At 49.0% G+C, this 23360-nt stretch carries 17 protein-coding genes and 3 tRNA genes; 8 read left to right on the forward strand and 12 right to left on the reverse strand.

What is annotated here, in order from left to right; all coding sequences use genetic code 11:
- Positions 1-39: 39 nt before the first annotated feature.
- Positions 40-876, reverse strand: a complete 837-nt coding sequence (gene kduI / locus M979_RS13225; RefSeq protein ID WP_064555204.1) for a 5-dehydro-4-deoxy-D-glucuronate isomerase — start codon at positions 874-876, stop codon at positions 40-42.
- Between the two features lie 407 nt (positions 877-1283).
- Here kduI and kdgT point away from each other — a divergent pair, with 407 nt between their 5' ends.
- Positions 1284-2276: a 2-keto-3-deoxygluconate transporter gene (kdgT, locus tag M979_RS13230; RefSeq protein ID WP_064555205.1), complete on the forward strand. Its 993-nt coding sequence runs from the start codon at positions 1284-1286 to the stop codon at positions 2274-2276.
- Between the two features lie 51 nt (positions 2277-2327).
- Here kdgT and M979_RS13235 read toward each other — a convergent pair whose 3' ends face one another.
- Positions 2328-3512 (reverse strand): aminotransferase-like domain-containing protein, encoded by a 1185-nt coding sequence (locus M979_RS13235; protein ID WP_034457524.1) that lies wholly within the window; start codon positions 3510-3512, stop codon positions 2328-2330.
- A 186-nt stretch (positions 3513-3698) separates the two neighbouring features.
- Here M979_RS13235 and xni point away from each other — a divergent pair, with 186 nt between their 5' ends.
- The gene (gene xni / locus M979_RS13240; protein ID WP_064555245.1) at positions 3699-4469 is read left to right on the forward strand and encodes a flap endonuclease Xni; all 771 of its coding nucleotides are present in this window, start codon (positions 3699-3701) and stop codon (positions 4467-4469) included.
- Between the two features lie 40 nt (positions 4470-4509).
- On the opposite strand, the gene rlmM is transcribed toward xni, so the two are convergent.
- From rlmM to M979_RS13260, 4 genes are all read right to left on the reverse strand, one after another.
- Positions 4510-5610 carry a 23S rRNA (cytidine(2498)-2'-O)-methyltransferase RlmM gene (gene rlmM / locus M979_RS13245; protein WP_034457525.1) on the reverse strand — a complete coding sequence of 367 codons (1101 nt, stop codon included), beginning with the start codon at positions 5608-5610 and terminating at the stop codon, positions 4510-4512.
- Positions 5603-5998 carry a DUF423 domain-containing protein gene (locus M979_RS13250; RefSeq protein ID WP_034457526.1) on the reverse strand — a complete coding sequence of 132 codons (396 nt, stop codon included), beginning with the start codon at positions 5996-5998 and terminating at the stop codon, positions 5603-5605. Before M979_RS13250 ends, rlmM begins: the two co-directional genes overlap by 8 nt.
- Before the next feature lie 49 nt (positions 5999-6047).
- Complete coding sequence (gcvA, locus tag M979_RS13255; protein ID WP_034457527.1) at positions 6048-6965, reverse strand: glycine cleavage system transcriptional regulator GcvA; 918 nt, start codon at positions 6963-6965, stop codon at positions 6048-6050.
- A 368-nt stretch (positions 6966-7333) separates the two neighbouring features.
- On the reverse strand, positions 7334-7561 hold the full coding sequence (locus M979_RS13260; RefSeq protein WP_034457528.1) for a YgdI/YgdR family lipoprotein: 228 nt from the start codon (positions 7559-7561) through the stop codon (positions 7334-7336).
- A 192-nt stretch (positions 7562-7753) separates the two neighbouring features.
- On the opposite strand from M979_RS13260, the gene csdA reads away from it, so the two are divergent.
- Together csdA and csdE are read left to right on the forward strand one after the other, a co-directional pair.
- On the forward strand, positions 7754-8959 hold the full coding sequence (gene csdA / locus M979_RS13265; protein ID WP_064555206.1) for a cysteine desulfurase CsdA: 1206 nt from the start codon (positions 7754-7756) through the stop codon (positions 8957-8959).
- Positions 8960-9400, forward strand: a complete 441-nt coding sequence (gene csdE, locus M979_RS13270) for a cysteine desulfurase sulfur acceptor subunit CsdE (RefSeq protein WP_034457530.1) — start codon at positions 8960-8962, stop codon at positions 9398-9400.
- Here csdE and tcdA read toward each other — a convergent pair.
- Both tcdA and mltA read right to left on the reverse strand, forming a co-directional pair.
- Positions 9391-10200 carry a tRNA cyclic N6-threonylcarbamoyladenosine(37) synthase TcdA gene (gene tcdA / locus M979_RS13275; protein WP_064555207.1) on the reverse strand — a complete coding sequence of 270 codons (810 nt, stop codon included), beginning with the start codon at positions 10198-10200 and terminating at the stop codon, positions 9391-9393. The genes csdE and tcdA overlap by 10 nt on opposite strands.
- Positions 10201-10281: 81 nt before the next feature.
- A complete protein-coding gene (mltA, locus tag M979_RS13280) occupies positions 10282-11382 on the reverse strand; it encodes a murein transglycosylase A (protein WP_064555208.1) in 1101 nt (366 codons plus the stop codon).
- Positions 11383-11614: 232 nt separating this feature from the next.
- Here mltA and M979_RS13285 point away from each other — a divergent pair.
- The 3 genes from M979_RS13285 (at position 11615) to M979_RS13295 (ending at position 11971) form a co-directional block, all read left to right on the forward strand.
- A tRNA-Met gene (locus M979_RS13285) sits at positions 11615-11691 on the forward strand.
- 64 nt (positions 11692-11755) lie between these two features.
- Positions 11756-11832, forward strand: a tRNA-Met gene (locus M979_RS13290).
- A gap of 62 nt (positions 11833-11894) precedes the next feature.
- Positions 11895-11971 (forward strand) — tRNA-Met (locus tag M979_RS13295).
- 118 nt (positions 11972-12089) lie between these two features.
- On the opposite strand, the gene amiC is transcribed toward M979_RS13295, so the two are convergent.
- The gene (amiC, locus tag M979_RS13300) at positions 12090-13346 is read right to left on the reverse strand and encodes an N-acetylmuramoyl-L-alanine amidase AmiC (RefSeq protein WP_064555209.1); all 1257 of its coding nucleotides are present in this window, start codon (positions 13344-13346) and stop codon (positions 12090-12092) included.
- A gap of 235 nt (positions 13347-13581) precedes the next feature.
- On the opposite strand from amiC, the gene argA reads away from it, so the two are divergent.
- Positions 13582-14913, forward strand: coding sequence for an amino-acid N-acetyltransferase (gene argA / locus M979_RS13305; RefSeq protein ID WP_064555210.1), 1332 nt, complete (start codon positions 13582-13584; stop codon positions 14911-14913).
- Between the two features lie 24 nt (positions 14914-14937).
- On the opposite strand, the gene recD is transcribed toward argA, so the two are convergent.
- The 3 genes from recD to ptrA are packed head-to-tail and all read right to left on the reverse strand — an operon-like array spanning position 14938 to position 23245.
- On the reverse strand, positions 14938-16773 hold the full coding sequence (recD, locus tag M979_RS13310; RefSeq protein WP_064555211.1) for an exodeoxyribonuclease V subunit alpha: 1836 nt from the start codon (positions 16771-16773) through the stop codon (positions 14938-14940).
- Complete coding sequence (gene recB, locus M979_RS13315) at positions 16770-20312, reverse strand: exodeoxyribonuclease V subunit beta (RefSeq protein WP_064555212.1); 3543 nt, start codon at positions 20310-20312, stop codon at positions 16770-16772. Before recB ends, recD begins: the two co-directional genes overlap by 4 nt.
- A 44-nt stretch (positions 20313-20356) precedes the next feature.
- Positions 20357-23245 carry a pitrilysin gene (gene ptrA, locus M979_RS13320; RefSeq protein WP_064555213.1) on the reverse strand — a complete coding sequence of 963 codons (2889 nt, stop codon included), beginning with the start codon at positions 23243-23245 and terminating at the stop codon, positions 20357-20359.
- Positions 23246-23360 lie beyond the last annotated feature (115 nt).

A 23360-nucleotide genomic window follows, 5' to 3' on the forward strand; every position in this document is an offset into this window, starting at 1 on the left:
CGGCATTGCGCTGAAAGCGGGTTTTTTTATGCCATCTACTTAGCGCAAATCGCCCACTTTCACGTGGTCCATATCATCAAACACCTGGTTCTCGCCAACCATACCCCAGATAAAGGTATACGCACGCGTACCCACACCTGAGTGAATTGACCAGCTTGGTGAGATCACAGCTTGCTCGTTCTGCATCACAATGTGACGAGTTTCTTGCGGCTGGCCCATCATGTGGAATACACAGCTATCCTGCTCAAGTCCGAAGTAGAAATAGACTTCCATACGACGTTCGTGAGTATGGCAAGGCATAGTGTTCCACAGGTTGCCAGGTTCCAGTTGGGTCAGACCCATGCTCAGTTGGCAGGTTTCCAGTACATCCGGAACGAAGTACTTATTGATGGTACGACGGTTGCTGGTAACGCTGTCGCCCAGAGTAACCGGAGAAACATCCGCAGGCGTTACGCGCTTGGTTGGGTAAGCAGTATGAGCCGGTGCGCAGTTATAGTAGAAGCGCGCTGGGTTTGCCGGGTCAATGCTTGCAAACACCACTTCTTTAGCACCTTTACCAACATACAGACCATCACGAGAGCCAATTTCGTAGCAAGTTCCATCGACAGTAATTGTGCCCTGCCCGCCGATGTTAATCACACCCAGTTCACGACGCTCCAGGAAGTAGCTCACGCCTAACTGTTTACCTACTTCACCGCCAACGCTCACAGTGCGAGTTACTGGCATGACACCACCAACAATGATGCGGTCAATGTGGCTGTAAGTCATGGTGTACTCATCGGCGGTAAAAATAGTTTCAATCAGAAACTCTTTACGCAGACCGGCAGTATCCAGCGTTTTTGCATGATCACTATGAATGCTTTGACGAATATCCATTATTTTCCCTTACTGGAATAAGAGGCGGAAATAAAATCACGCCCGTTACTATTAATAATAATTTAGCAATTAAAATATAGTTGTTCACAGAAACCCTACATTTAACTGCACCACAAAGACAGTTTATCACCAGAATAAATAAATAATGTGATCCAAATTGAAATATTGTTTCAATTTGATTGAAGTGCAGTTCCGATCGGTAGATAGTTTATCTCACGACGCGTTACCTGGCAGATTAGCCGAGGTAATTAGCTCAATAAGATTTATGAAACTGCCATTAAGAGCAAATAGCATCTCTGACCCAACATACTCATTAATCAGGGAAAACAAACGGTTTTCGCCGCTAACTGTTAAGTCATTTTTTCATTAACACGCTGTAATTAATGAAAAAATCATAAGGAATTACCATGAAGATCAAAACTACTATTGAACGCATTCCTGGTGGGATGATGTTGGTTCCATTGATACTTGGAGCTATTTTAAATACTTTCGCTCCAGATACTGGTGCCTATTTTGGTTCATTTACTAAAGGGATGATAAGCGGCACCGTTCCAATTCTGGCGGTCTGGTTCTTCTGTATTGGTGCCTCAATTGATCTTCGTGCTACAGGTACGGTTCTGCGTAAATCTGGCACCCTGGTACTGACCAAAATTGCCGTTGCCTGGGTTGTAGCAATGATTGCCGCCTCCTTTATTCCTGAAGGCGGTATTCAGACCGGTATGTTTGCAGGTTTGTCCGTTCTGGCCCTCGTTTCTGCGATGGACATGACCAACGGTGGCCTGTATGCGAGCCTGATGAACCAGTACGGTACTAAAGAAGAGTCAGGTGCATTTGTCCTGATGTCTCTGGAATCTGGCCCACTGATGACCATGGTGATTCTGGGTTCCGCAGGTCTGGCTTCATTTGAACCTCACCACTTTATCGGTGCCGTGCTGCCATTCCTGATTGGTTTTGCGTTGGGTAACCTTGACCACGATTTCCGTGCTTTCTTTAGTAAAGCAACGCCTGTCCTGATTCCGTTCTTCGGCTTTGCGTTGGGTAACACCATCAACCTGGGCGTGATTATGGATACCGGTCTGCTGGGTATCATGCTGGGTGTTGCGGTTATCGTAGTGACTGGTATTCCTTTGATTCTTGCCGATAAATACATCGGTGGCGGTAACGGTACAGCGGGTATTGCAGCATCTTCCGCAGCAGGGGCTGCAGTAGCAAACCCGGTTATCATTGCACAAATCAATCCGGCATTTGAGCCAGTAGCCGCATCAGCAACAGCTCTGGTTGCAGCAAGTGTGATTGTGACAGCAATTCTGGTACCAATTATTACCGCGCTGTATTCAAGGCGTATGGGCGGCAAAGTCGTAAAAGCTAAAAAGGCTGAAGCCGTCGAAATGACGCATTAATTTCAGAATGCTTTAATAAAAAATGGAGCCTTTCGGCTCCATTTTTTTATCTTACAGCGCAGATTTAAGTCGCTGAACTGCCTCGTAAAGCTGCTCTTCAGTGGCCGTTGCGTAAGAGAAACGTAGCGTTTTCTTATCAGCATTATCACTAAAGAAGAACTCACCAGGTACATACACGACTCCTTTTTCCAGGGTCTGTTGTAACCAACGAGTGGTATCAAATTCATAGCGGAAAGCGGCCCACAAGAACATCCCACCCTGCGGCTGATTGAAGGTAATATGCTCACCGAGTTCCTGTTGTAAAAACGTAGACAAACTCAGACACTTCTTCTTATACGCTTCACGAATAAGCTCGATTTGCGGGTTCAGGCGCTCAAGTGTGAGATACGCCGACACCAGCGATTGCGTAAAGGAATTAGCATGCAAATCTGTAGCTTGTTTAATGATGGCCACTTTTTGCTTCATCCACTCGGGCAAAACAATCCAACCTACACGCAGACCTGGTGCCAGAATCTTAGAAAACGTTGAGGTATACACGACGTTATCTCTGCTGCCGCGTTCAGTAGCCACTTGCAGCAAGGTTTTTTCTCGAGCTTCAGAGAAGCTAATAGCCCCATACGGATCGTCTTCAACGATGACAAAATGGTGCTCTTCTGCCAGCTTGACCAGTTTTTCACGGCGACTGGCACTGAGTGTTGTGCCGCTTGGGTTGCCAAATGTCGGAACGATGTAGACGCCTTTAATACGCGTTGTTTTCAGCAATTCTTCCAGTTCATCGACGATCATACCGTGCTCGTCGCTGCCCACTGATTTCACATTGGCTTCATTGAGGCTGAGGATTTGCAGCGTCGCCAGATAAGTTGGGCGCTCAACAACAAACACATCACCCGGATTCACCAGCGCACGCATCAGCAAATCCAATGCTTGCTGCGAACCAGAAGTGATCAGGAGTTGATCCGCAGTAGTGGTAATGCCACGTTCCTGGCAAAGTCCAACGAGTTGATGACGTAATTCAACATTGCCTTCAGTCAAACCATATTGAAAAGCATCGTTAAAATTCTCAGCGACCACTTTTTGAGTCGCTATACCTAACCCTTCGGTATCAAACAATTCGCTGGAAGGAATGCCGCCAGCAAGAGAAATCACGCCTGGCATTTTGCTGTGTTTCAATAATTCTCTGATTGCTGATGGTTGTAGAGCCTGAATACGATGTGCGAGGTGTGAACTATTACTCATGTTGTTGTCTCTAATTTTTCTATTCGCTTAAAATATACATAGCAACCTAATTAGTTAGCAATGTATTTTCAGATCAATAAGTACGACTTTTATTGCGAGCCGCTTTCCTGATTACGCGTCCCGAATTCGCGGTCACTCTACAGAAATGTTAGTGTGTACAAAGCAAATATCGAAAGCGAAATATCCATGATGATTCATTTACTTATCGTTGACGCCCTGAACCTGATACGTCGTATCCATGCGGTCCAGGGGTCCCCCTGCGTTGAAACTTGTCTGCATGCCCTTGATGCGCTGATAACACACAGTCAACCTACACATGCTGTTGCCGTGTTTGACGACGAAGACCGCCGTGAAGGTTGGCGACATCAGGTCTTGCCAGACTATAAAGCGGGGCGCGCACCAATGCCAGATACCTTGCATCAAGAAATGCCACTCTTACGGGAAGCTTTCGCTAAAAGAGGTGTGGCTTGTTGGCATTCCCAGGGAAATGAAGCAGATGACCTGGCGGCAACTCTTGCAGTAAAAGTCGCAGCCGGTGGGCATCGAGCCACCATCGTTTCGACCGATAAAGGTTTTTGCCAACTGTTAGCGCCCACTATTCAAATTCGTGATTATTTTCAAAAGCGCTGGTTGGATGCGCCTTTTATTGCGCAGGAATATGGCGTTCAGCCTGAACAGTTGGCTGATTTCTGGGGACTTGCAGGGATAAGCAGCAGCAAAATTTCCGGCGTTCCGGGCATTGGGCCGAAAAGTGCCACGCAGTTAATCAATCAATTTTCCACACTGGAAGCGCTGTACGAAAGGCTGGATGAAGTGCCAGAAAAATGGCGCAAGAAATTAGAGCAGCATAGGGAAGTTGCGTTTATTAGCCGCCAGGTTGCAAAGCTACAGACGGATTTGGTGCTTGATGGGAATTTGCAGCAGTTACGTTTGCCGAATGGAATACCCTCACCATAGCCCTCTCTATGAGGAGAGGGTTGGGATGAGGGGCGAATTATTATCTTTCGTCGCGACGACCACCGACAGCCGCCCACATACGGCGCACATGCACGGTCACTTCTTCACGGTCGTGATATAACTGGCGAGCCTGAATCTCAGCGCTGATACCATGTTCTGCCAGTTTTTCATGAATCAATGCCAGGTTTTGCGACACTTCTTCATAACGTTTCTTCATTGGCAGCTTAAGGTTGAAAATGGTTTCACGGCACCAGCCATTAACCAGCCACGTTGCCATCAGACTCGCTACTTTCGCCGGTTTCTCAACCATGTCACAGACCATCCAGGAGATGTTATTGCGGCTTGGCTTGTATTTGAAACCGTCTTCCTGCAACCAGGTCACCTGCCCTGTGTCCATCAGACTTTGCGCCATTGGGCCGTTGTCGACTGAACAAACCCACATGTTGCGTTGCGTTAATTGGTAAGTCCAACCGCCTGGACAGGCTCCAAGGTCAACGGCATGCATCCCGTTTGCCAGACGCTCATCCCACTCATCAGCCGGAATAAAAGTATGGAAAGCCTCTTCCAGTTTCAGCGTTGAACGGCTTGGCGCCTCAGAAGGCAATTTCAGACGTTGGATGCCCATATAGAAAGGCGAGTTGTTATTGCTATAGGAATAGCCGGTATAGCAACAGCCGGGCGCGATAAAAAACACATGCACTACCGGGCGTTTTGGCGTTTCGTAATTGGTAAGAACCCCTGCTTCACGCAGGCTTGCACGCAGTGGCACCGTCAGCTTACGGCAGAACTTCATCAACTCTTTGCTTTCATTGGTGTCGGCAACTTCAACGCGAAGATCGCCGCCTTTTTCTACGACACCTGTCAGCATTCCGGTGATTGGCGTAATACGATCGTCAGTTGGAAGATCTTTGAGCAGTTCACCGGCAACAAACATCTGACGAGCAAAGATCAAATCTTTAAATGGCAGCTCACGCGCAAGCTTATCGGCATCATCTTGCTGATAACATTCGTAAATAACATAACCGCTGTTTTCTTTAACACGAGCAAAACCAAAAATGTCGCGTTGACTGGCCTTATCGGTAATCTCTGCCGCACACTCTTTCTCAAAACCTTGTCGGCAATACAAAATAACTTTATTCATGGCTTACGCCCCTACGTTTCAGGCGCATTGCACCAATCAACATCAATATCCAACCGGCCAGAAAACTGATTCCACCGACGGGGGTAACAAACGCCCAAAGGCGTAAATGAGACAGCGCCAGACAATAAAGGCTGCCGCTAAATAGAACTGTACCGAGCGCCATAAATACGCTGCTCCAGTAAAACCAAATGCTGATCCGGCGCTGCATAGCGACCGCCAGACCAAAAATGGCTAATGTGTGAAACGCCTGATATTCAAGGCCGGTTTGAATCCAGCCCATCTCCACAACACCAAGCGTTTTGCTCAAAACGTGAGCCCCGAAGGCTCCGAGAGCAACAAAGACAAAACCGCTAATTGCGGTAAAAATCAGCATGAAACGGCTGGTCATGGTGTAACCCTAAATTAAGGCGTAGCGGCCTGGCTACGCGATGGTTTGCTTATTGATCGTAGCGAAAACGGAATTTTTCTTGTTCGCTCGCAGTTTTCGCCAGAATCCACTGCCTGAAGGCCGCTATTTTACCCAGTTCTGCCTGGCTGTCATGACAAACAAGATAAAACGCGTTTTTACTCACCAGAACATCATTAAATGGGCAAACTAAGCGGCCCGCTTCAAGCTCGGATTGCGCCATAACATTATTCGCCAATGCAATGCCTTGCCCGTGAATTGCAGCCTGTAACACCATCGCACTGTGGCTGAAGATGGGGCCTTGCTGCACATTAATATGGCTTACGCCTAATTGGCGAGTATAGGTCTGCCAGTCTCGACGAGAAGCATCATGCAGCAAAGTATGATGGGCTAAATCTTCAGGGGTTTTAATTGGTTTATCGCCCGTTAACAGCAAAGGCGAGCAGACCGGCAGCAAATATTCTGCATAAAGCTTTTCCACTCGCAAACCTGGCCAGTTTCCACGCCCGTAAAAAATCGCGACGTCGACATCATCAGAAAGTTTATCTTCCTGGCGGTCAACAGCCTGGATTCGTACGTCGATTCCCGGATAAGCTGTATTAAAGCTAGTTAGGCGTGGCACAAGCCAGTGAATGGCAAAACTTGGCAGTAAACTGACCGTTAATGCACCTTTAGCGCTTCGCGCCTGAAGCTTACGCGTTGCTTCTGTCAGCTGCGAAAATATCTCTTTGATGTCCAGATAGTAACTCTGCCCCTCCTCAGTCAGCAACAAAGAGCGGTTGCGGCGGCGGAACAGTTTCAGGCCCAGAAAATCCTCCAGAGACTTAATCTGGTGGCTCACGGCGGCCTGTGTCACGAATAACTCATCAGCCGCTTTAGTAAAACTCAGGTGGCGAGCAGCGGCGTCAAATACACGTAAGGCATTTAAAGGTGGCAAACGCTTGGACATAGTTGATTGGCTTAAATGTTAAAGTCTATTAACAAACAGGTGAACTTAGTTAACCTATTAGTTTTTTTTATCTGAGCCATTATAAATTGTCCGTTGAGGATGCACCAGCAAATACCTATAGTGGCGTCACTTCCTGAGCCGGAACGAAAAGTTATCTGAAATGCGTGTTTCGGAGGGCTTTTGGCTTACGGTTGTGATGTTGTGTTGTTGTGTTTGCAATTGGTCTGGCATTCCAGACCCCGGTAGCTAAGCTACCCCTTTTTCACTTCCTGTACATTTACCCTGTCTGTCCATAGTGATTAATGTAGCACCGCAAATTGCGGTGCTTTTTTTTGCCTGTACTTTGCGCGAAAGTCTGAGCAAAAAGGTTACTGATCCAGTTCAACCATCTCTTTCACATCCGTACGGTTAATCTGCTGCTTATTACCGTTGGCATCTTTATAAGAAATCATCCCGGTTTCATCATCAGTTTTCGGTTTGCCATCGGACACGATGGTACGGCCATCGTTGGTGTGCATTACGTAATTCGGGCTGGAACATCCTGAAAGACCAAAAGCCATAACACCAACAAATACTGCTGCGGCTGCCTTGTTCATATTCTTCTCCTTAGTAGCGTTTAATGCTGATTAACACTAAAAAATAAAGTAGGTGAAATACTCACCTAACATTAATTAGCATAACTCTCTTTCGTGAGCTTGCCAGTTTTGCAGATTATTCCGAAGGTCATTGATCCCTTGTGTGATTAAAGCAAATGCGCCACGATCTACGGATTGGATACGAGGAAAATCATGAAAACTTTTAATCCTGCCCAGTTTCGCAGCCAGTTTCCGGCACTGGCAGATGCGGGTGTCTATCTCGACAGCGCTGCAACCACACTCAAACCTCTCGCCGTTATTGAAGCGACTCAACAGTTTTATAGCCTCAGTGCCGGTAATGTTCACCGCAGCCAATTTGCAGCGGCACAGCGTCTTACAGAACGCTATGAGGCAGCTCGCGACAGCGTAGCGACTCTACTCAACGCGCCTTCAGGCAAAGATATCGTCTGGACTCGTGGCACCACCGAAGCAATCAACCTGGTAGCACAGTGCTATGCACGCCCTCGCCTGCAACCTGGTGACGAAATTATTGTTAGCGAAGCCGAACACCACGCTAACTTTGTGCCGTGGTTAATGGTCGCGGAGCAAACTGGTGCAAAAGTCATTAAGCTGCCGCTGGGCAAAGATTACCTCGCTGATTTAAGCAAACTGCCCGAATTGCTGAACGAGCGGACTAAAATTCTGGCATTAGGCCAGATGTCTAATGTTACGGGTGGCTGCCCGGATCTGGTTAAAGCCATCACTGCCGCTCATGCAGCAGGCGCGGTTGTAATGGTCGATGGGGCGCAAGGCATAGTGCATTGCCCACCTGACGTACAAGCATTAGATATCGATTTTTATGCTTTCTCCGCCCATAAGCTTTACGGCCCAACCGGCATCGGCGCGCTCTACGGCAAAAGCGAACTGCTGGAAGAAATGTCTCCTTGGCTTGGCGGCGGCAAAATGATTACTCACGTCTCGTTTGAAGGTTTTAAAACGCAGCCGGTACCGTATCGCTTTGAAGCAGGCACGCCAAATGTAGCGGGAGTTATCGGCTTGAGTGCTGCTCTTGAGTGGTTGGAAAGCGTTGATTTGCAGGAGGCTGAAGCATATAGCCGAGGCCTTGCGACTCTCGCTGAAGCGCAGTTGGCTAAACGCCCAGGTTTTCGCAGTTTTCGCTGCCAGGATTCAAGCCTGCTGGCGTTCGATTTCACCGGCGTTCACCACAACGATATGGTCACGTTATTGGCTGAAGCGGGTATTTCCCTGCGTGCCGGTCAACATTGTGCACAGCCGCTGCTCGCCGCATTAGGGGTGAGCGGGACACTACGCGCCTCTTTTGCACCATACAATACGCAAAGCGATGTGGATGCGCTGGTCAAAGCCATCGACAATGCACTGGAAATTTTGGTGGATTAAATGACAAGTGGATTCCTGGCCGGTCACCCTTTCGGCACCTCAATCACCGCTGACAACCTACGAGCCACATTCGCTCCATTGCAGCAATGGGAAGATAAATACCGCCAGCTGATCCTGCTAGGGAAACAGCTTCCAGCACTCCCGGCTGATTTAAAGTGCGAAAATATCGAGATTGCAGGCTGTGAAAACCGCGTCTGGTTGGGTCACAACCTTCAGGCAGATGGCACTCTGCATTTCTATGGGGATAGCGAAGGGCGAATCGTTCGGGGCTTGCTGGCGGTGTTGCTCACCGCAGTTGAAGGGAAAACAGCGGAACAACTGCTCAATGAAGATCCGCTCGCCCTGTTTGATGATTTAGGGTTACGTAATCAGCTGAGTGCTTCACGTAGCAGCGGGCTTGCGGCATTAGCGCAAGCCGTACGTGTTGCGGCTCAGGCCTGATTACGCGCAGCTTTCGCCATCATTTTCTTTAAAACATGGGACACCGCCACGAAGCCAAAACTGGCGGTGACCATGGTTGCCGCACCAAAACCGGATGCACAATCCATACGTTTCGGGCCATCAGCGGTGCTTTTCATGGCGCACACGGAACCATCAGCCTGCGGGTAAACCAGCGCTTCGGTGGAAAACACGCAATCCACACCCAGCTTCCCTTTGCTGTTCTTCACTACACCAAAATCACTTTTTAATCTTTCACGCAGTTTTGCTGCCAGCGGATCCTGAATCGTTTTTGCCAGATCGGTAACCTGGATCTGCGTTGGATCGATTTGCCCACCCGCACCACCGGTGGTGACCAATGGGATCTTGTAGCGACGACAATAGGCTATCAAGGCGGCTTTAGGGCGCACACTGTCAATAGCATCAATCACGTAGTTAAAGCCCTGATTGAGCAATTGCTCGGTGTTTTCGGCAGTAATAAAGTCATCCACCACTGTCACACGGCATTCCGGGTTAATTTCGCGGATACGAGCGGCCATCACTTCAGCCTTGGACTGCCCTACCGTAGCTCGCAAAGCGTGAATCTGACGGTTAGTGTTCGTCACACAAACATCGTCCATGTCGATAAGCGTAATTGCACCAATTCCAGTACGAGCCAGTGCTTCTGCGGCCCATGAGCCCACACCGCCAATGCCAATTACGCAGACATGTGCATCAGCAAACAGTTGCAGGGCATCGCGGCCATACAAACGAGCAGTACCACCAAAGCGTTGCAGCCAGGCATCGGTCAAAACTACAGACATTACGTTATCCTCGGAAAATCTTTGCGGGTGTTATTGCAGATACAGATGACGGGCTGATTATACAGCCCGTCTGCGGGAAGATTAACCCGTGAATACACTGTTGGTCGTGCCCGGAGCATTTTTCAGCACCCACACGCGACCATAGTGGTTGTACCAACCCGCGCGGTGACCGGCATCAGCCCCAATCCCCTGGTAGATATCAAAGTGCTGCCCTTTAATCGCACCGCCAACATCCAGCGCAACCATGACACGCAACTCATACTGGCCATTAAATTTACCGTTGTTATCCAGTAAAGGGACTTCAGCAAGAATGGTAGTGCCCGCAGGAATAATAGAACGGTCAGATGCGACAGATGCACGGCCAATTAACGGCACGGCACTCGCCCCTTTAACTGGAGCGAAACTTGCTGGTTTGAAGAAGACAAAAGATGGGTTCTGCTCGAGCAATTCCTGCACTTGCGCCGGGCTGTGAGTTTCACCCCAGTGGCGAATTGCCTGCATAGACATATCTTCTTTCTTTACTTCACCCCGGTCGATAAGCACCTTGCCGATACTGCGGTAGGCATGGCCGTTCTTACCTGAATAGCCAAAGAAGGTTAATGGCTGCCCATCGCCGAAATCGATATAGCCGCTGCCCTGTACGTCCATAATGAAGTTATCCATTAAGGAGTTGCTGTAAGCAATAATGTAGCTGTCATTTAGTGCGCCACTGTAGATCTCAGCGCGAGAGGGTAAACGTCCACGTTTTGGCGGCATACGGTAGATAGGATACTGGAACTCGCCCTGGCGGGTATAACGCGCTTGCACCACGGGCGTGTAGTAACCAGTGAACTGTACGTTACCGTAGTTATCTGCACCTTCCATCTGCCAGGCATCGATGCCGTACTGGCTCAGCTTACTGGTGTCTCCACCGGCACGTAACCACTGCTGCACGGCACCGTAAACATCACTCTTGCTATTATAGAGGCGAGGAGACGCAGAACGAATCTGGTTAACTTGTTCCGCAAAGTCGCCACCATTAATGGGTGCACCCACCGCATCTGGCCGGTTTACGAGCGAAAAAGGCTGAGAAAATTTCCCATCCTTATATTGCTGGCCTTTATCTGTCGGTTTTGAGGAACAACCTGCCAGAATGGCAACCATTACCCCAGTTACAATGTACTTCGTCCAACGTCCTATCATTACTTCCCCGCCCTGTTAATAATTTGCGCTATACCCGGGATACTTCTAGATGCAGCCACGGGAAGATAGCAAACACCATGCAAGAATTAAACGTGTTGGACCCCACACAGACCAGATGTGTTCACTATCTGTACTTAAAGTAAATTATTATCAGCTACATGTGACAAATCGGGCATTTATTAAAAAAAAGGTTGCATCAAAAGCCGGGCAGAGTATAGTGCGCTTCCACGGACGCGGGGTGGAGCAGCCTGGTAGCTCGTCGGGCTCATAACCCGAAGGTCGTCAGTTCAAATCTGGCCCCCGCAACCAATTAAAAAAGTCGCTGAAAGTAGCGCGGTGGTGAAAGCCATTAGTAGTAAATTAGTTATACGGACGCGGGGTGGAGCAGCCTGGTAGCTCGTCGGGCTCATAACCCGAAGGTCGTCAGTTCAAATCTGGCCCCCGCAACCAACTAAGTCGCTGAGTTTTCGCGCAATGATGAAAATCATTTGGGTACTAAAGAAGTTTACGGACGCGGGGTGGAGCAGCCTGGTAGCTCGTCGGGCTCATAACCCGAAGGTCGTCAGTTCAAATCTGGCCCCCGCAACCAACATTAAAGCACCTTTATAGGTGCTTTTTTTGTATCTGAAATCCACTCATGACTCTCCAACCCTCTCAAAAATTGCGTAACGCAGCCAACATAGCTGCGCTCAAATTATAACGAGGGATTATCCGCGTCTTGCCAATCGCGCACTATCTGCAAAATACGCTTTTATCCCCGCCAGAATAGACTCGGCAACTTCCTGCTGGAAAGTAGCCGTACGCAACTTGCGCTCTTCCTCAACGTTACTAAGAAACGCAGTCTCCACCAGAATGGATGGAATATCCGGCGCTTTCAGAACCGCAAACCCTGCCTGGTCGACGCTGTTTTTATGCAGCTTATTCACCTGCCCCAGGCGAGTCAGCACTTCTTTACCAAATTTAAGACTGTCGTTGATGGTTAACGACTGCACCATATCGAACATCGTATGGTCGAGATATCTGTCGCCACTCTTACTCACCCCACCGATTAAGTCGGCGGCATTCTGTGTTTGGGCGAGGAATTTTGCGGCGGTACTGGTCGCACCTTTGGTTGAGAGCGCAAAGACAGAAGAACCACGCGCAGCGCCGGAGGTAAATGCATCCGCATGAATAGAAACAAAAAGATCGGCACGTTGCTTCTGCGCTTTCGCTACCCTGACTTTTAACGGGATAAACACATCCTCGTTGCGTGTCATGTAGGCTTTCATATTCGCTTCTTTATCAATCAGCGCTTTCAGGCGGCGAGCAATTTTCAGCACAATGTCTTTCTCACGCGTCTTATTCGGCCCGATAGCACCAGGGTCTTCCCCGCCGTGGCCGGGATCCAGCATGATAACAATCGGCCGGTCACGCCCGGCTTTACCCGGCTGTGGCCCTTGTTCTGGAGACGGCGGTTTGTCTTTATCCAGCTTGCCGTTGTTGTAATCCTCCAGCAATGCCAACAGCGGATCTTGCTCGCTATTCATATTTGCCGGATACAAATCCATCACCAGGCGCTCTTTAAATTCAGCTACCGGGGCAAGTCCAAACAGATGTGGTGTGACGTTCTGTTTAAGCTCAAACACCATACGTACGGTTTGCGGGTCAAACTGCCCGACACGCGCAGATTTGATGAAAGGATCGTCAGCACGAATTTGGCTACCGATTCCTTTTAATACTGAATTTAAATTCACACCTTCGATGTCGACAACGACACGATCAGGGTTACTCAGAGCGAACTGCTTATATTTAAGCTCCTTGTTCGATTCCAGCGTGACACGAGTGTAAGACGAAGCGGGCCAGACACGCACCGCAACGACCAGGCTTGAGGCAGCAAAACCAACCTGGCTAACACTTAGCAGCCACATAGCACCTGCTCCCTTAAGCAAGCGGCGCCGACTTATTAATGGACTGGAATCAGACATAGCTCTCCTGAGCGGTGTATTTCCGGGAATCAAATATTCAGTTTTATTTTTTTGAGCCGAAAACTTTAACGAAACAGGCACGGACTGTCACTCATTAAAGGGTAAACATTCGCAATCAAGCACCTGGCAGGTTAAATGTAGAAATATCCGCTTTGTGGAAATTGTCTCTTGCACCGAAGGCAATAAAAGAATAAAAATACATAAATTACGAATAATCATGCAATGAGGTCTGGCCGTGGTGAAGGAACGTAGAACCGAACTGGTACAGGGATTCCGCCATTCTGTTCCCTATATAAATGCCCATCGGGGAAAAACGTTTGTCATTATGCTTGGCGGCGAAGCCATCGAACACGAGAACTTCTCCAGTATCGTTAATGATATTGGGCTACTCCACAGCCTGGGGATTCGTCTGGTGGTGGTGTATGGCGCCCGCCCACAGATTGATGCCAATTTGGCTTCGCATAATCATGAGCCTATCTACCACAAACACACGCGTGTTACCGATGCAAAAACGCTGGAGCTGGTAAAACAGGCAGCCGGTCTACTGCAACTGGATATTACCGCACGTTTATCCATGAGCCTTGGGAATACGCCATTACAAGGCGCACACATCAATGTGGTCAGCGGCAACTTTATTATTGCGCAACCATTGGGTGTGGATGATGGCGTGGATTATTGCCACAGCGGGCGCGTGCGTCGTATCGACGAAGAGGCCATTCACCGTCAGCTTGATAACGGTGCGATTGTTTTGATGGGGCCGGTTGCGGTTTCTGTCACAGGTGAAAGCTTCAATCTCACATCTGAAGAGATTGCCACGCAGCTGGCCGTCAAACTGAAAGCCGAAAAAATGATTGGCTTCTGCTCTTCTCAGGGGGTTATTGACGACAACGGCAATATCGTTTCCGAACTCTTCCCGAACGATGCGCAAAAACGCATTGAAGAGCTGGAAGCAGCCAGCGATTACCATTCTGGCACCGTGCGTTTCTTACGTGGAGCGGTGAAAGCCTGCCGTAGCGGTGTACGTCGTAGCCATTTGATCAGTTATCAGGAAGATGGCGCGTTACTGCAGGAGCTATTCTCACGCGACGGCATCGGTACACAAATTGTTATGGAGAGCGCGGAGCAAATTCGTCGCGCCACCATTAACGATATTGGCGGTATTCTGGAGTTGATTCGCCCTCTCGAACAGCAAGGGATTCTGGTGCGTCGCTCGCGTGAGCAACTGGAAATGGAGATCGACAAATTCACTATTATCCAGCGCGACAATCTGACTATCGCCTGTGCAGCACTCTATCCATTCCTGGAAGAAGGGATTGGAGAGATGGCCTGCGTAGCCGTTCACCCGGACTATCGAAGTTCGTCACGCGGTGAGGTGTTGCTACAACGCATTGCCACACAGGCCCGTCAAATGGGTCTGAGCAAGTTGTTCGTGCTGACAACTCGTAGCATTCATTGGTTCCAGGAACGTGGCTTTATGCCGGTCGATGTTGAACTGCTGCCAGAAAGTAAAAAAGAGATGTACAACTATCAACGCCGTTCGAAAGTGCTGATGGCTGATTTAGCATAACCAATAAGCTAGCCCTTTTAAGGGCTAGCTAAAACTCTCCATTAATCCACTGCGTCTTTCCGTCTTCGTCACAATTGCCTTTTCCAGCACCCGATCATCGGCATACAAAGATAGCCTGCTTCGAGCACGAGTAATCGCGGTATAGACCAGTTCACGCGTCACCACAGCGGTATACTGATTTGGCAAAACCAGTGCGGCATGATCAAATTCCGAACCCTGAGATTTATGCACCGTCATAGCATAGGCAGTTTCATGCCCTGGTAAACGGCTCGGCTGCACTGATTTTATCGTGCCATCTGGCATCGGGAACCAGACGCGTAGCCCCTCGCCTGTGTCTAACGCAATACCAATGTCACCATTGAATAAGCCTAACGAGCTGTCGTTACGCGAAATCATAATTGGTCTGCCGTTGTACCATCTTGAAGCAGCCTGATTTGGCCGCTCAATGAGCCTTTTTTGAATCAGCGCAAGTTCGATTCTGTTGTTCAGGCCGCTGACGCCAAACGGGCCATCACGCAATGCACATAACAACTGATAACGCCCGAAAGCGTCAATAATAGCTGCAGGCTCTGCGTGATTGCGCATTAACTCCAGATAGGGCCGATACCCATCCACTGCATCAGCAATCATGAATGCGTAGTCTTCAGTTTCGCGCAAAGGCTGCTTTGTGATATCGCCAAAACCTTTAGCAAACACTGCTTTAGCCTGTTTCACATCGCTTGCATTGACGGCATAGGCCAGTTGCCCAATCCCTGATTGGCTATCAAAACGGTAGCTTTTTTGCAGTAGACAAAGTCCATCACGCAACACACTAGCTTCGGTTCCTTCACCGGTCGACAGTGAGTAACCCGTCAGTCGACTTAATTCGGCCGCACGAACAGGAGAATATCCGTGTGTAACATAGTGGCAAATATCCCCGAGCACCGCCCCCGCTTCCACCGATGCCAGTTGATCACGGTCGCCTAAGAAAATGATCCGCGCATGCGTTGGCAACGCATGAATCAGCTTCGCCATCATTGGCAAATCCACCATCGAGGCCTCATCCACTACCAGCACATCAAGATGCAATGGGTTCCCTGCGTGATAGCGCAGACGTTGGCTGTTAGGTTGTGCACCCAATAAACGGTGCAGGGTACAAGCATCGCTCGGCAACGAGGCTTTTTGCACATCATCCAGCGGCAAACGCCGTAGAGCTGAACCTAAGGATTCGGTTAAACGTGCAGCAGCCTTACCCGTTGGAGCCGCCAGTTGAATACGCAAAGGTTTTGCGTCAGACAGTTGAACAAGTGCTGCGAGCAATTTAGCCACCGTAGTGGTCTTCCCCGTTCCTGGCCCACCAGAAATCACTGAAATGCGTCGTGTCAGTGCCACGGCCGCAGCAACCTTTTGCCAGTCGATATCGGCTGTTGGTTCAAAGAGTTGATTTAGTACACGGATAATCTGCGTTTCATCAAGTGGGATTGCGCAGTTCTCTTCACCAAAAAATCGCGCGACAGACTGTTCGTTTTGCCACATCCGGTTGAGGTACAAACGCTCGCCAATTAATTTCAGCGGTGTCGCCCCTTCATGCTCACTTACCGCATCAGACGCCAGTAGCACCTCGTGCCAGTTGGCTTTGGTATCAACCATAGCGAAAAGTTGCTCAGCAAAATCAGGTTGCCGCCCGGCAAAACAGAACTCCGGTTTTAAGCGAGAAACTGGGATACACACATGGCCTTCACCTGCATCGTGACTAACAAGTGCCGCTGCCAGCATGACTGCGGGCTGCTCGTCACTGGCAATCATCATGGCGAATTGCGTATCCAATGCGCGCAACAATTTTTGCTCGACCGCCTGCTGTAACAGCTCAGACATTTTCATGGCATAACCTCGTCCGTTTGCCCGGCAAACAATGCGTCCATCTGATCAATTAATTGCACAGAAGGGCGTGTTGTAAATATTCCCTGTGACGAGCCATTGCTTTCAACACCGCGTAAAAACAGATAAATAACACCACCAAAATGCTTTTGGTAATCGTAATCAGGCATACGGTGGCGCAAATAGCGATGCAGTGCCAACGTGTATAACTGATATTGCAGGTCATAACGATGGGATTGCATCGCACCCATCATTGCTTCCTGGGTATAGGCACTACTGTCTTCACCCAGCCAGTTGGATTTGTAATCCAGCAGGTAGTAACGCCCTTGCCAGCGGAAAACCAGGTCGATAAACCCTTTCAGCATGCCACGCACCTGTTTGAAGTTTAACGGTGGGCAACCTGCCGATAATGAGTCATGTTCACGTACCAACCTATCCAAATGTGCAGCCTGCAAATCACTTTCAATGGGTAGATAGAACGCCAGTTCGACCTGTTTTTCCTGAGAAGATAATTGGTTGAGTGAGACGCCTGAATCATTCAACGGGGCCTGTAAAATTGCCTGCAACCATTCGCTGACAATCGGCTGCCACTCTTCAGCAAAACCTTGCTCTGTGAGTTGCTTTGCAACCCACGCATCGTCAATCGGCTGAGTAAAATCAATGCCTTCGAATAAGCTATGCAAAAATGTGCCCGGCCCTGCCCCACGCGGGAAGGTGTGTGGAGTTAGTGATGGCTCACTTTGCACAGGCATTACACCTGCAGCATCCACATCTAATCGAGGCAATAGTTCCAGCACCTGGCTACTGCCATGCTGCTGCAAACCGGAATAACTGGTTACACGCCAGTTATCAGCAACCTGTCTTTTCATCACTCTGGCACTCAGTTCCGGGAGTGCGGCACTAACGGGCTGCCACGGCGTGTAGTCTTCCGAGTGAGGTTCTTCGACATTAATCGACTCACTGACCAGTTCCTGCAAGCATGCCTGTAAACCGGCAGCATCTTTCGCTTCACCTTTTTGCAGAAGATAGCCCAGCGCACCGAGATGCAGATCGCTGTTCCCCTTTTTAGCGCGATTCCCCTTAAACAATGGGGCGACACCAAGACTGCAATGCCAGATAGAGCGCGTCAAAGCGACGTACAGCAAACGTAAATCCTCTGCCAGACGCTCTTCTTCCGCAAGACTAAGGCTTTCCTCATCGTCGCTTAAATCCAGCAACGGCGAGAATGTTGAACGATCGTGGTACAGGCCACTGTTTTGCGCTCGGTAGTTGGCAATGAATGGCAACCAGACCAACGGATACTCAAGCCCTTTTGATTTATGGATAGTGACAACCTGAACCAAATGCCTGTCACTTTCGAGACGTAATTGTTGGCTAAACGCGTTGCTGTCAGGTTCAGCGACCTGTTGCGCCAACCATCGAACCAGAGCATGTTCACTGTCTGTTTGCGCGGCTTCTTCTTGTAGCAACTCGCTGATGTGCAGAATGTCGGTAAGACGCCGTTCACCTCCCGGCGTTGCCAACAAGTTTTCAGCGACCTGGCGATATGCAATAAGCGCCCGCAACATAGGCATTACGCCCCGGCGCAGCCAAATTTGTCTATATTCTGAGAACTCTTCAACCAACTGATCCCAGGCATTTTCATCATTATTTAGCGCCTCAATCATTTGGGCATCAAGGCCAAGCATACTGGTCGCAACCGCACTTCTCAGTGCTGTTTCAATTTCAGGAGCAAGTACAGCCTGCAAGATCCACAAAATCTCGCGCGCTTCAGGCGTTGCAAAAACCGAGTCACGATTTGAAAGGTAAACAGAGGGGATATTTAGCGCGCTCAAAGCTTCCCGAACAATTGAAGCTTCACCACGACTACGAACCAAAATAGTGATGTCTGATGACTGTACCGGACGAGATACCTCACCTTTCCATAATAGAGCCTCACCGCGCTGCCCGGCACTCAGCCAGTCGCGAATCTGCTGCGCACACTGCATGGCCATGATTTGTTGGTAATCACTCACACCACAACCATCACCCGACGGCACCCAGAGTGACATCGCCGCCTGGTTCTTCCCTTTCATGGTAAAACGCAGGCCGCAGTTCTTCTCCGCAGCTTTCACCGCCATAAACGGAATTTGCTCGAATAAGAAGGGATTATCCAGTTGTTGGAACAGCGTATTTACGCTGCTTATCATTGCAGGCGATGAGCGCCAGTTAGTATCCAACGTGTAGTGGGCACTTACCTCATGACGAGCTTTCATATAGGTAAAAATATCTGCCCCGCGGAAAGCATAAATGGCTTGTTTTGGGTCACCGATAAGCAACAGCGCCGTTTCGGGCTGATTGATATATAAGCGCCGAAAAATGCGATATTGCTGAGGGTCGGTATCCTGGAACTCATCAATCATCGCTGCCGGGAAACGGGCACGAATGGCGGCTGCCAGGGCATCACCACCCGGCTTATGCAGAGCTTCATCAAGACGAGTCAGCATATCGTCAAACCCGAGTTCGCCACGACGAAGCTTTTCCTGCTGAACGGTATAGCGGATTTCTGCCATAGCACGAGCGATAACTAAATCACGCAGTGTTAGCGGCTCACCCAATAAATCGTTAATCGCTCTGAAAACAGGATGCTGCGGCGGTTGGCCTTCTTGGGTTTTCTCATCAAGCATTGACTGAGAGAAACGCTCCAGTTGGTCAGGCAATTTATAAGTTATGGTTTCCGTCTGCGCCCATGTGCCAACAATGTTCAGCCAGTTAGGTAGATTTTTGCTGCTATAACTACGGCGGTCTATTTTCGCCACACTCAGGAGTTGCGCAATTTCATCCGCGCAAGCACACCATTGTGCTTTCACATCTTCAATAGCGTTAATTATTTTCTGATGGCGTGCGAGAAGCGTTTCATCATCGGCTGGTGGCTGTTTCAGAACCGGTTGTTCACCTTGCAACCAGCTGTTTATGTCTCTGAGAAGTTCTTCCGGGCCAGCCCACTCCTCAGCCATTACCTGCGCGACCGGTTTAGGAAGCGGGTAACAATGGCGACGCCAGAAATCAGCACAGGCATTACGGCGCAGCCGCGATTCATCTTCAATGAGTTGTTGCTCAAACAACATGCCTGATTCGAAGGCATTCAGGCTGAGCATTCGCTGGCAAAAACCATGGATAGTGAAAATAGCCGCTTCGTCCATTTGCTGTTCTGCAAGGCGCAAAACCTGGGCAGCCTGATGAAGATCTGGAATTTCGGCCAGCAGACTTTGGAACAGTGGGTTGTCAGTACGATTACGTACACAGGCGATGCGCAACTCATGAATATTGGCGCGAATACGGCCGCGGAGCTCTTCGGTCGCAGCCTGAGTGAAGGTAACGACCAATAATTCTTCAACTGACAGTGGCCGGGGATGGGCGTTTTGCCCACCCAGGCCAAGTAGCAAACGCAAATAGAGTGCCGCAATGGTAAATGTCTTTCCGGTACCGGCAGAGGCTTCAATCAGCCGCTCCCCCGTCAGAGGTAAACTTAGGGGGTCAAGCGGCTGAGTGATTCCGGTCATTATTATACCCATTGTCTTTCAAGTTGCAGGTGCCGTGGCCGCCATTACTTAGCGTCTACAAGCGGCAAAGATTGCTGCAGAGAGCTGACCTCCTTCCAGGTTTTCCAGCCTTTCGGAGTGGCATAATCTGACTTGCCATTGTGGCTACCAGAAACTTGCGACAGTACAGCTATTCCCTGTGGTTCAATCACTGCCTGATGGAAGAAATCAGCCAGTTTTTGCGGCGTCAGTTTTTTAATTTCGGCGACTACTTTATCACGCGAATCAAAATCCAGGTTTCCGCGATCGAAATCTTTGCTCAGTTGTGAAGCCTCCTGAGACAAGGTTTGCGGTGCCTGCATAATTTCACTGATCATTCCCTGCTGCATTTGAGCAAAATCTTCAGCGCTCATCTCACGCAACTTCTTTTCAGCCGTTGGGTAAAACGCTTTAAAACGCTGGTACAAGTAGGCTGGTTGCTTATCGTTACTTTGCAGTAAGAAACCAATCCCCCACTGGCGGCCAACTGACATCGGGAATGCAAACACGGCATAACCCAACTGTTCCTGGGTACGCAACTGATTGTAGAACCAAGGCTGAATGATTTGCCCCAGCATAGAGCTGTAAGCTGTACTTACCGTTTCATCGAAACCTTTCGGTACATAAACTGCGGCCAGCGCCGAATCTGTGCTACTACCTGTTTTTTCAAACATCGCTAAATGTTTGCTATCCACAAGCACGTCTTTATTGCGGCACCACTCATTACCTTTGGTAGCGAGCTGGTTTTGTACATTATGTGCAAGCTCTTTTGCCTGACCAGCAGACATATTGCCCAGCACTAAAAACTCAGGTTTAGCATTAGTTTTTAAAGCTTCCCGGTAATCAAGCACGTCTTTTATCGTCAGATCAGGCAACAACGCACGGCGTGTTTCACGCTGGAAGTACGGCACCTGCGATACCATCTGCACCGGCATAATCGCCTGATCGTAAGCTTTGCCTTTATCTGCCGAATCCATCATTTGGGCATACCATGACTTTGCCTGATCCAACTGCTCTTGAGTCGGTGTATAGGAGAAATAGCCTTTTAGCAGTGCTTCAAAAAGTTGTGGCAAACGTTGGGTGTAACCGTTGGCATTAACCATCAAACCGCTATTGGCATTTGTAGAGAAGCCAATACCGCCAATGGAAGCCTGGTTGCTTAACTCGTCCAGGGCGATTCCTGCCAGATAGTCATTCAGAGCAAACAAGACCTGGTTTTTCGCGCTATCCATCGCCTGCGGGTTACGCAGCACCATAGTCACGTCAGCTTTTGGTTCACTGGCAAAATAGTGGCTTGGCATATACAACACACGCAAACCTGGTTCTTTTACCAGTAACTCAGGGTGAGCATAGGTTTTATCTGGTTTAACTAACGTAAAGTCATCCGGGATGTACGGGTTCAATTGCGGCAATGTCAGTTTGATTGCTGCCGCTTTTTTCTGCCAGGTATCGAAGAGTTGTGGTGTGATTTTATCGACCTGATAAGGCGCTTCGACAAAATAAGCCGTTTTATTATGTGGCTCTTTCGGGCTGATATACCAGACACGTGCATTTTGCGGCGTCATCATATCCAGGCGCGCTTTAATAGCCGCTGGATCGTATTGATCGGCGATATTGACAGCATCAAGTGTGTGCTCGACAGGCACGCGCAGCATGGTGTCTGCTAACCATTCTACATAATCCATATCTCGGGTTATGGATGGATAACGGAAGTCGAGATCGAGAACATGGGCAAGTTCGTCGAAATAACTTTTATCGACACCATTCTCACGCAGTTTATTTAAGTAACTGAAAATAGCCGCAACCACTTCATCACGCTGCGCAAGACCTTTATCCGTCAACGATACGGAGATTGCGAACACACCGCTGTTGCCGTTAACTAACGGGTCGGAATCGGCACGGATGCTATCTGCCAACCCCTGCTTTTGCAGCCAGTCAGAAAGCGTATTGTTGCTACGATTGCCAATCAAATAGCCAATTAATTCATCTGTTTTGCTGCGGAATTTATCGCTGTTATTGTCGATACGGAATTCAACACGCACCACTTTGCGAGGCAATGCGGGTACATAATGAATGACGATTCCTTTTTGCGCATCAGTGACAACCGGCACATCAATAACAGGCCGTTCAATATTTTTATTCGGCACTCGGCCATATGTTTCCACAGCAATTTTTGCCAGTTCTGGCAATGGTTTATTACTGTAAATAACGGCCTTCATCAGGTTCGCAGAATAATATTTATCACGGAAAGCGACCAGAGCATCCAGCAGCTTGCTTCCTGGTTTGTCGCGCAGAGTTTCAAGATTACCGCCTGAAAAACGCGAACCAGGATGTGCAGGATTGATAGTTTCAGCACTAACTTGCGCCATACGCATACCATCACGGGCGCGAGCTAAGGTCAGCTCTGCATTAACCGCATTACGTTCACGTTCGGCATATTCTGGCGCGAGATTCGGCTCAGCGATAGCATCAGACAAACGGTCAACCGCCCCTTCCAGCGCATCGTTTTCTACTTCGAGATAAAACGCAGTGCGGTAAGTTGCAGTGCTGGCGTTATGGCTGCCACCATGCTTTTTGAGAAATTCTGACAGGCTATCCGGCTCCGGATACTTTTTGGAGCCCATCAGCGTCATATGTTCAAGATAGTGAGCCAAGCCAAGATGGTCGTTAGGATCCTCTAAAGAACCAACGGGAACAACCAACGCAGACAATGACTTAACAGCTTGCGGATCAGAAACCAGCAGGACTGTCATACCATTATCAAGACGTATAGCCTGATATTGACGGTTGTCTTTCTCACTTTTGCGTATAGTTTCCTGGATAGGTTGCCAACCCGTGTCTGCCTGACTTAATGGTGCCCAAAGGGCAACTAACAACAAGAAAAGCGGTTTTAACCAGGTGCTGCATTTAGGCATTCACGAACCTCATAATCACGAAACTTCCTAACTCACTCATCATTAACAACTTTTAAAAACAATCTGTTATTTTAGTTGTTTATTTTTTCGCCAACCCTGAGCAAGTAGCGCATCA

The organism is Buttiauxella noackiae ATCC 51607 (assembly GCF_001654865.1).
GTDB lineage: Bacteria > Pseudomonadota > Gammaproteobacteria > Enterobacterales > Enterobacteriaceae > Buttiauxella > Buttiauxella noackiae.

What these genes read in the sequence shown, in the direction of transcription:
- kduI (WP_064555204.1), bottom strand. Translation starts at nt 876, where the DNA reads ATGGATATTCGTCAAAGCATTCATAGTGATCATGCAAAAACGCTGGAT.
- kdgT (WP_064555205.1), top strand. Translation starts at nt 1,284, where the DNA reads ATGAAGATCAAAACTACTATTGAACGCATTCCTGGTGGGATGATGTTG.
- M979_RS13235 (WP_034457524.1), bottom strand. Translation starts at nt 3,512, where the DNA reads ATGAGTAATAGTTCACACCTCGCACATCGTATTCAGGCTCTACAACCA.
- xni (WP_064555245.1), top strand. Translation starts at nt 3,699, where the DNA reads ATGATGATTCATTTACTTATCGTTGACGCCCTGAACCTGATACGTCGT.
- rlmM (WP_034457525.1), bottom strand. Translation starts at nt 5,610, where the DNA reads ATGAATAAAGTTATTTTGTATTGCCGACAAGGTTTTGAGAAAGAGTGT.
- M979_RS13250 (WP_034457526.1), bottom strand. Translation starts at nt 5,998, where the DNA reads ATGACCAGCCGTTTCATGCTGATTTTTACCGCAATTAGCGGTTTTGTC.
- gcvA (WP_034457527.1), bottom strand. Translation starts at nt 6,965, where the DNA reads ATGTCCAAGCGTTTGCCACCTTTAAATGCCTTACGTGTATTTGACGCC.
- M979_RS13260 (WP_034457528.1), bottom strand. Translation starts at nt 7,561, where the DNA reads ATGAACAAGGCAGCCGCAGCAGTATTTGTTGGTGTTATGGCTTTTGGT.
- csdA (WP_064555206.1), top strand. Translation starts at nt 7,754, where the DNA reads ATGAAAACTTTTAATCCTGCCCAGTTTCGCAGCCAGTTTCCGGCACTG.
- csdE (WP_034457530.1), top strand. Translation starts at nt 8,960, where the DNA reads ATGACAAGTGGATTCCTGGCCGGTCACCCTTTCGGCACCTCAATCACC.
- tcdA (WP_064555207.1), bottom strand. Translation starts at nt 10,200, where the DNA reads ATGTCTGTAGTTTTGACCGATGCCTGGCTGCAACGCTTTGGTGGTACT.
- mltA (WP_064555208.1), bottom strand. Translation starts at nt 11,382, where the DNA reads ATGATAGGACGTTGGACGAAGTACATTGTAACTGGGGTAATGGTTGCC.
- amiC (WP_064555209.1), bottom strand. Translation starts at nt 13,346, where the DNA reads ATGTCTGATTCCAGTCCATTAATAAGTCGGCGCCGCTTGCTTAAGGGA.
- recD (WP_064555211.1), bottom strand. Translation starts at nt 16,773, where the DNA reads ATGAAAATGTCTGAGCTGTTACAGCAGGCGGTCGAGCAAAAATTGTTG.
- recB (WP_064555212.1), bottom strand. Translation starts at nt 20,312, where the DNA reads ATGACCGGAATCACTCAGCCGCTTGACCCCCTAAGTTTACCTCTGACG.
- ptrA (WP_064555213.1), bottom strand. Translation starts at nt 23,245, where the DNA reads ATGCCTAAATGCAGCACCTGGTTAAAACCGCTTTTCTTGTTGTTAGTT.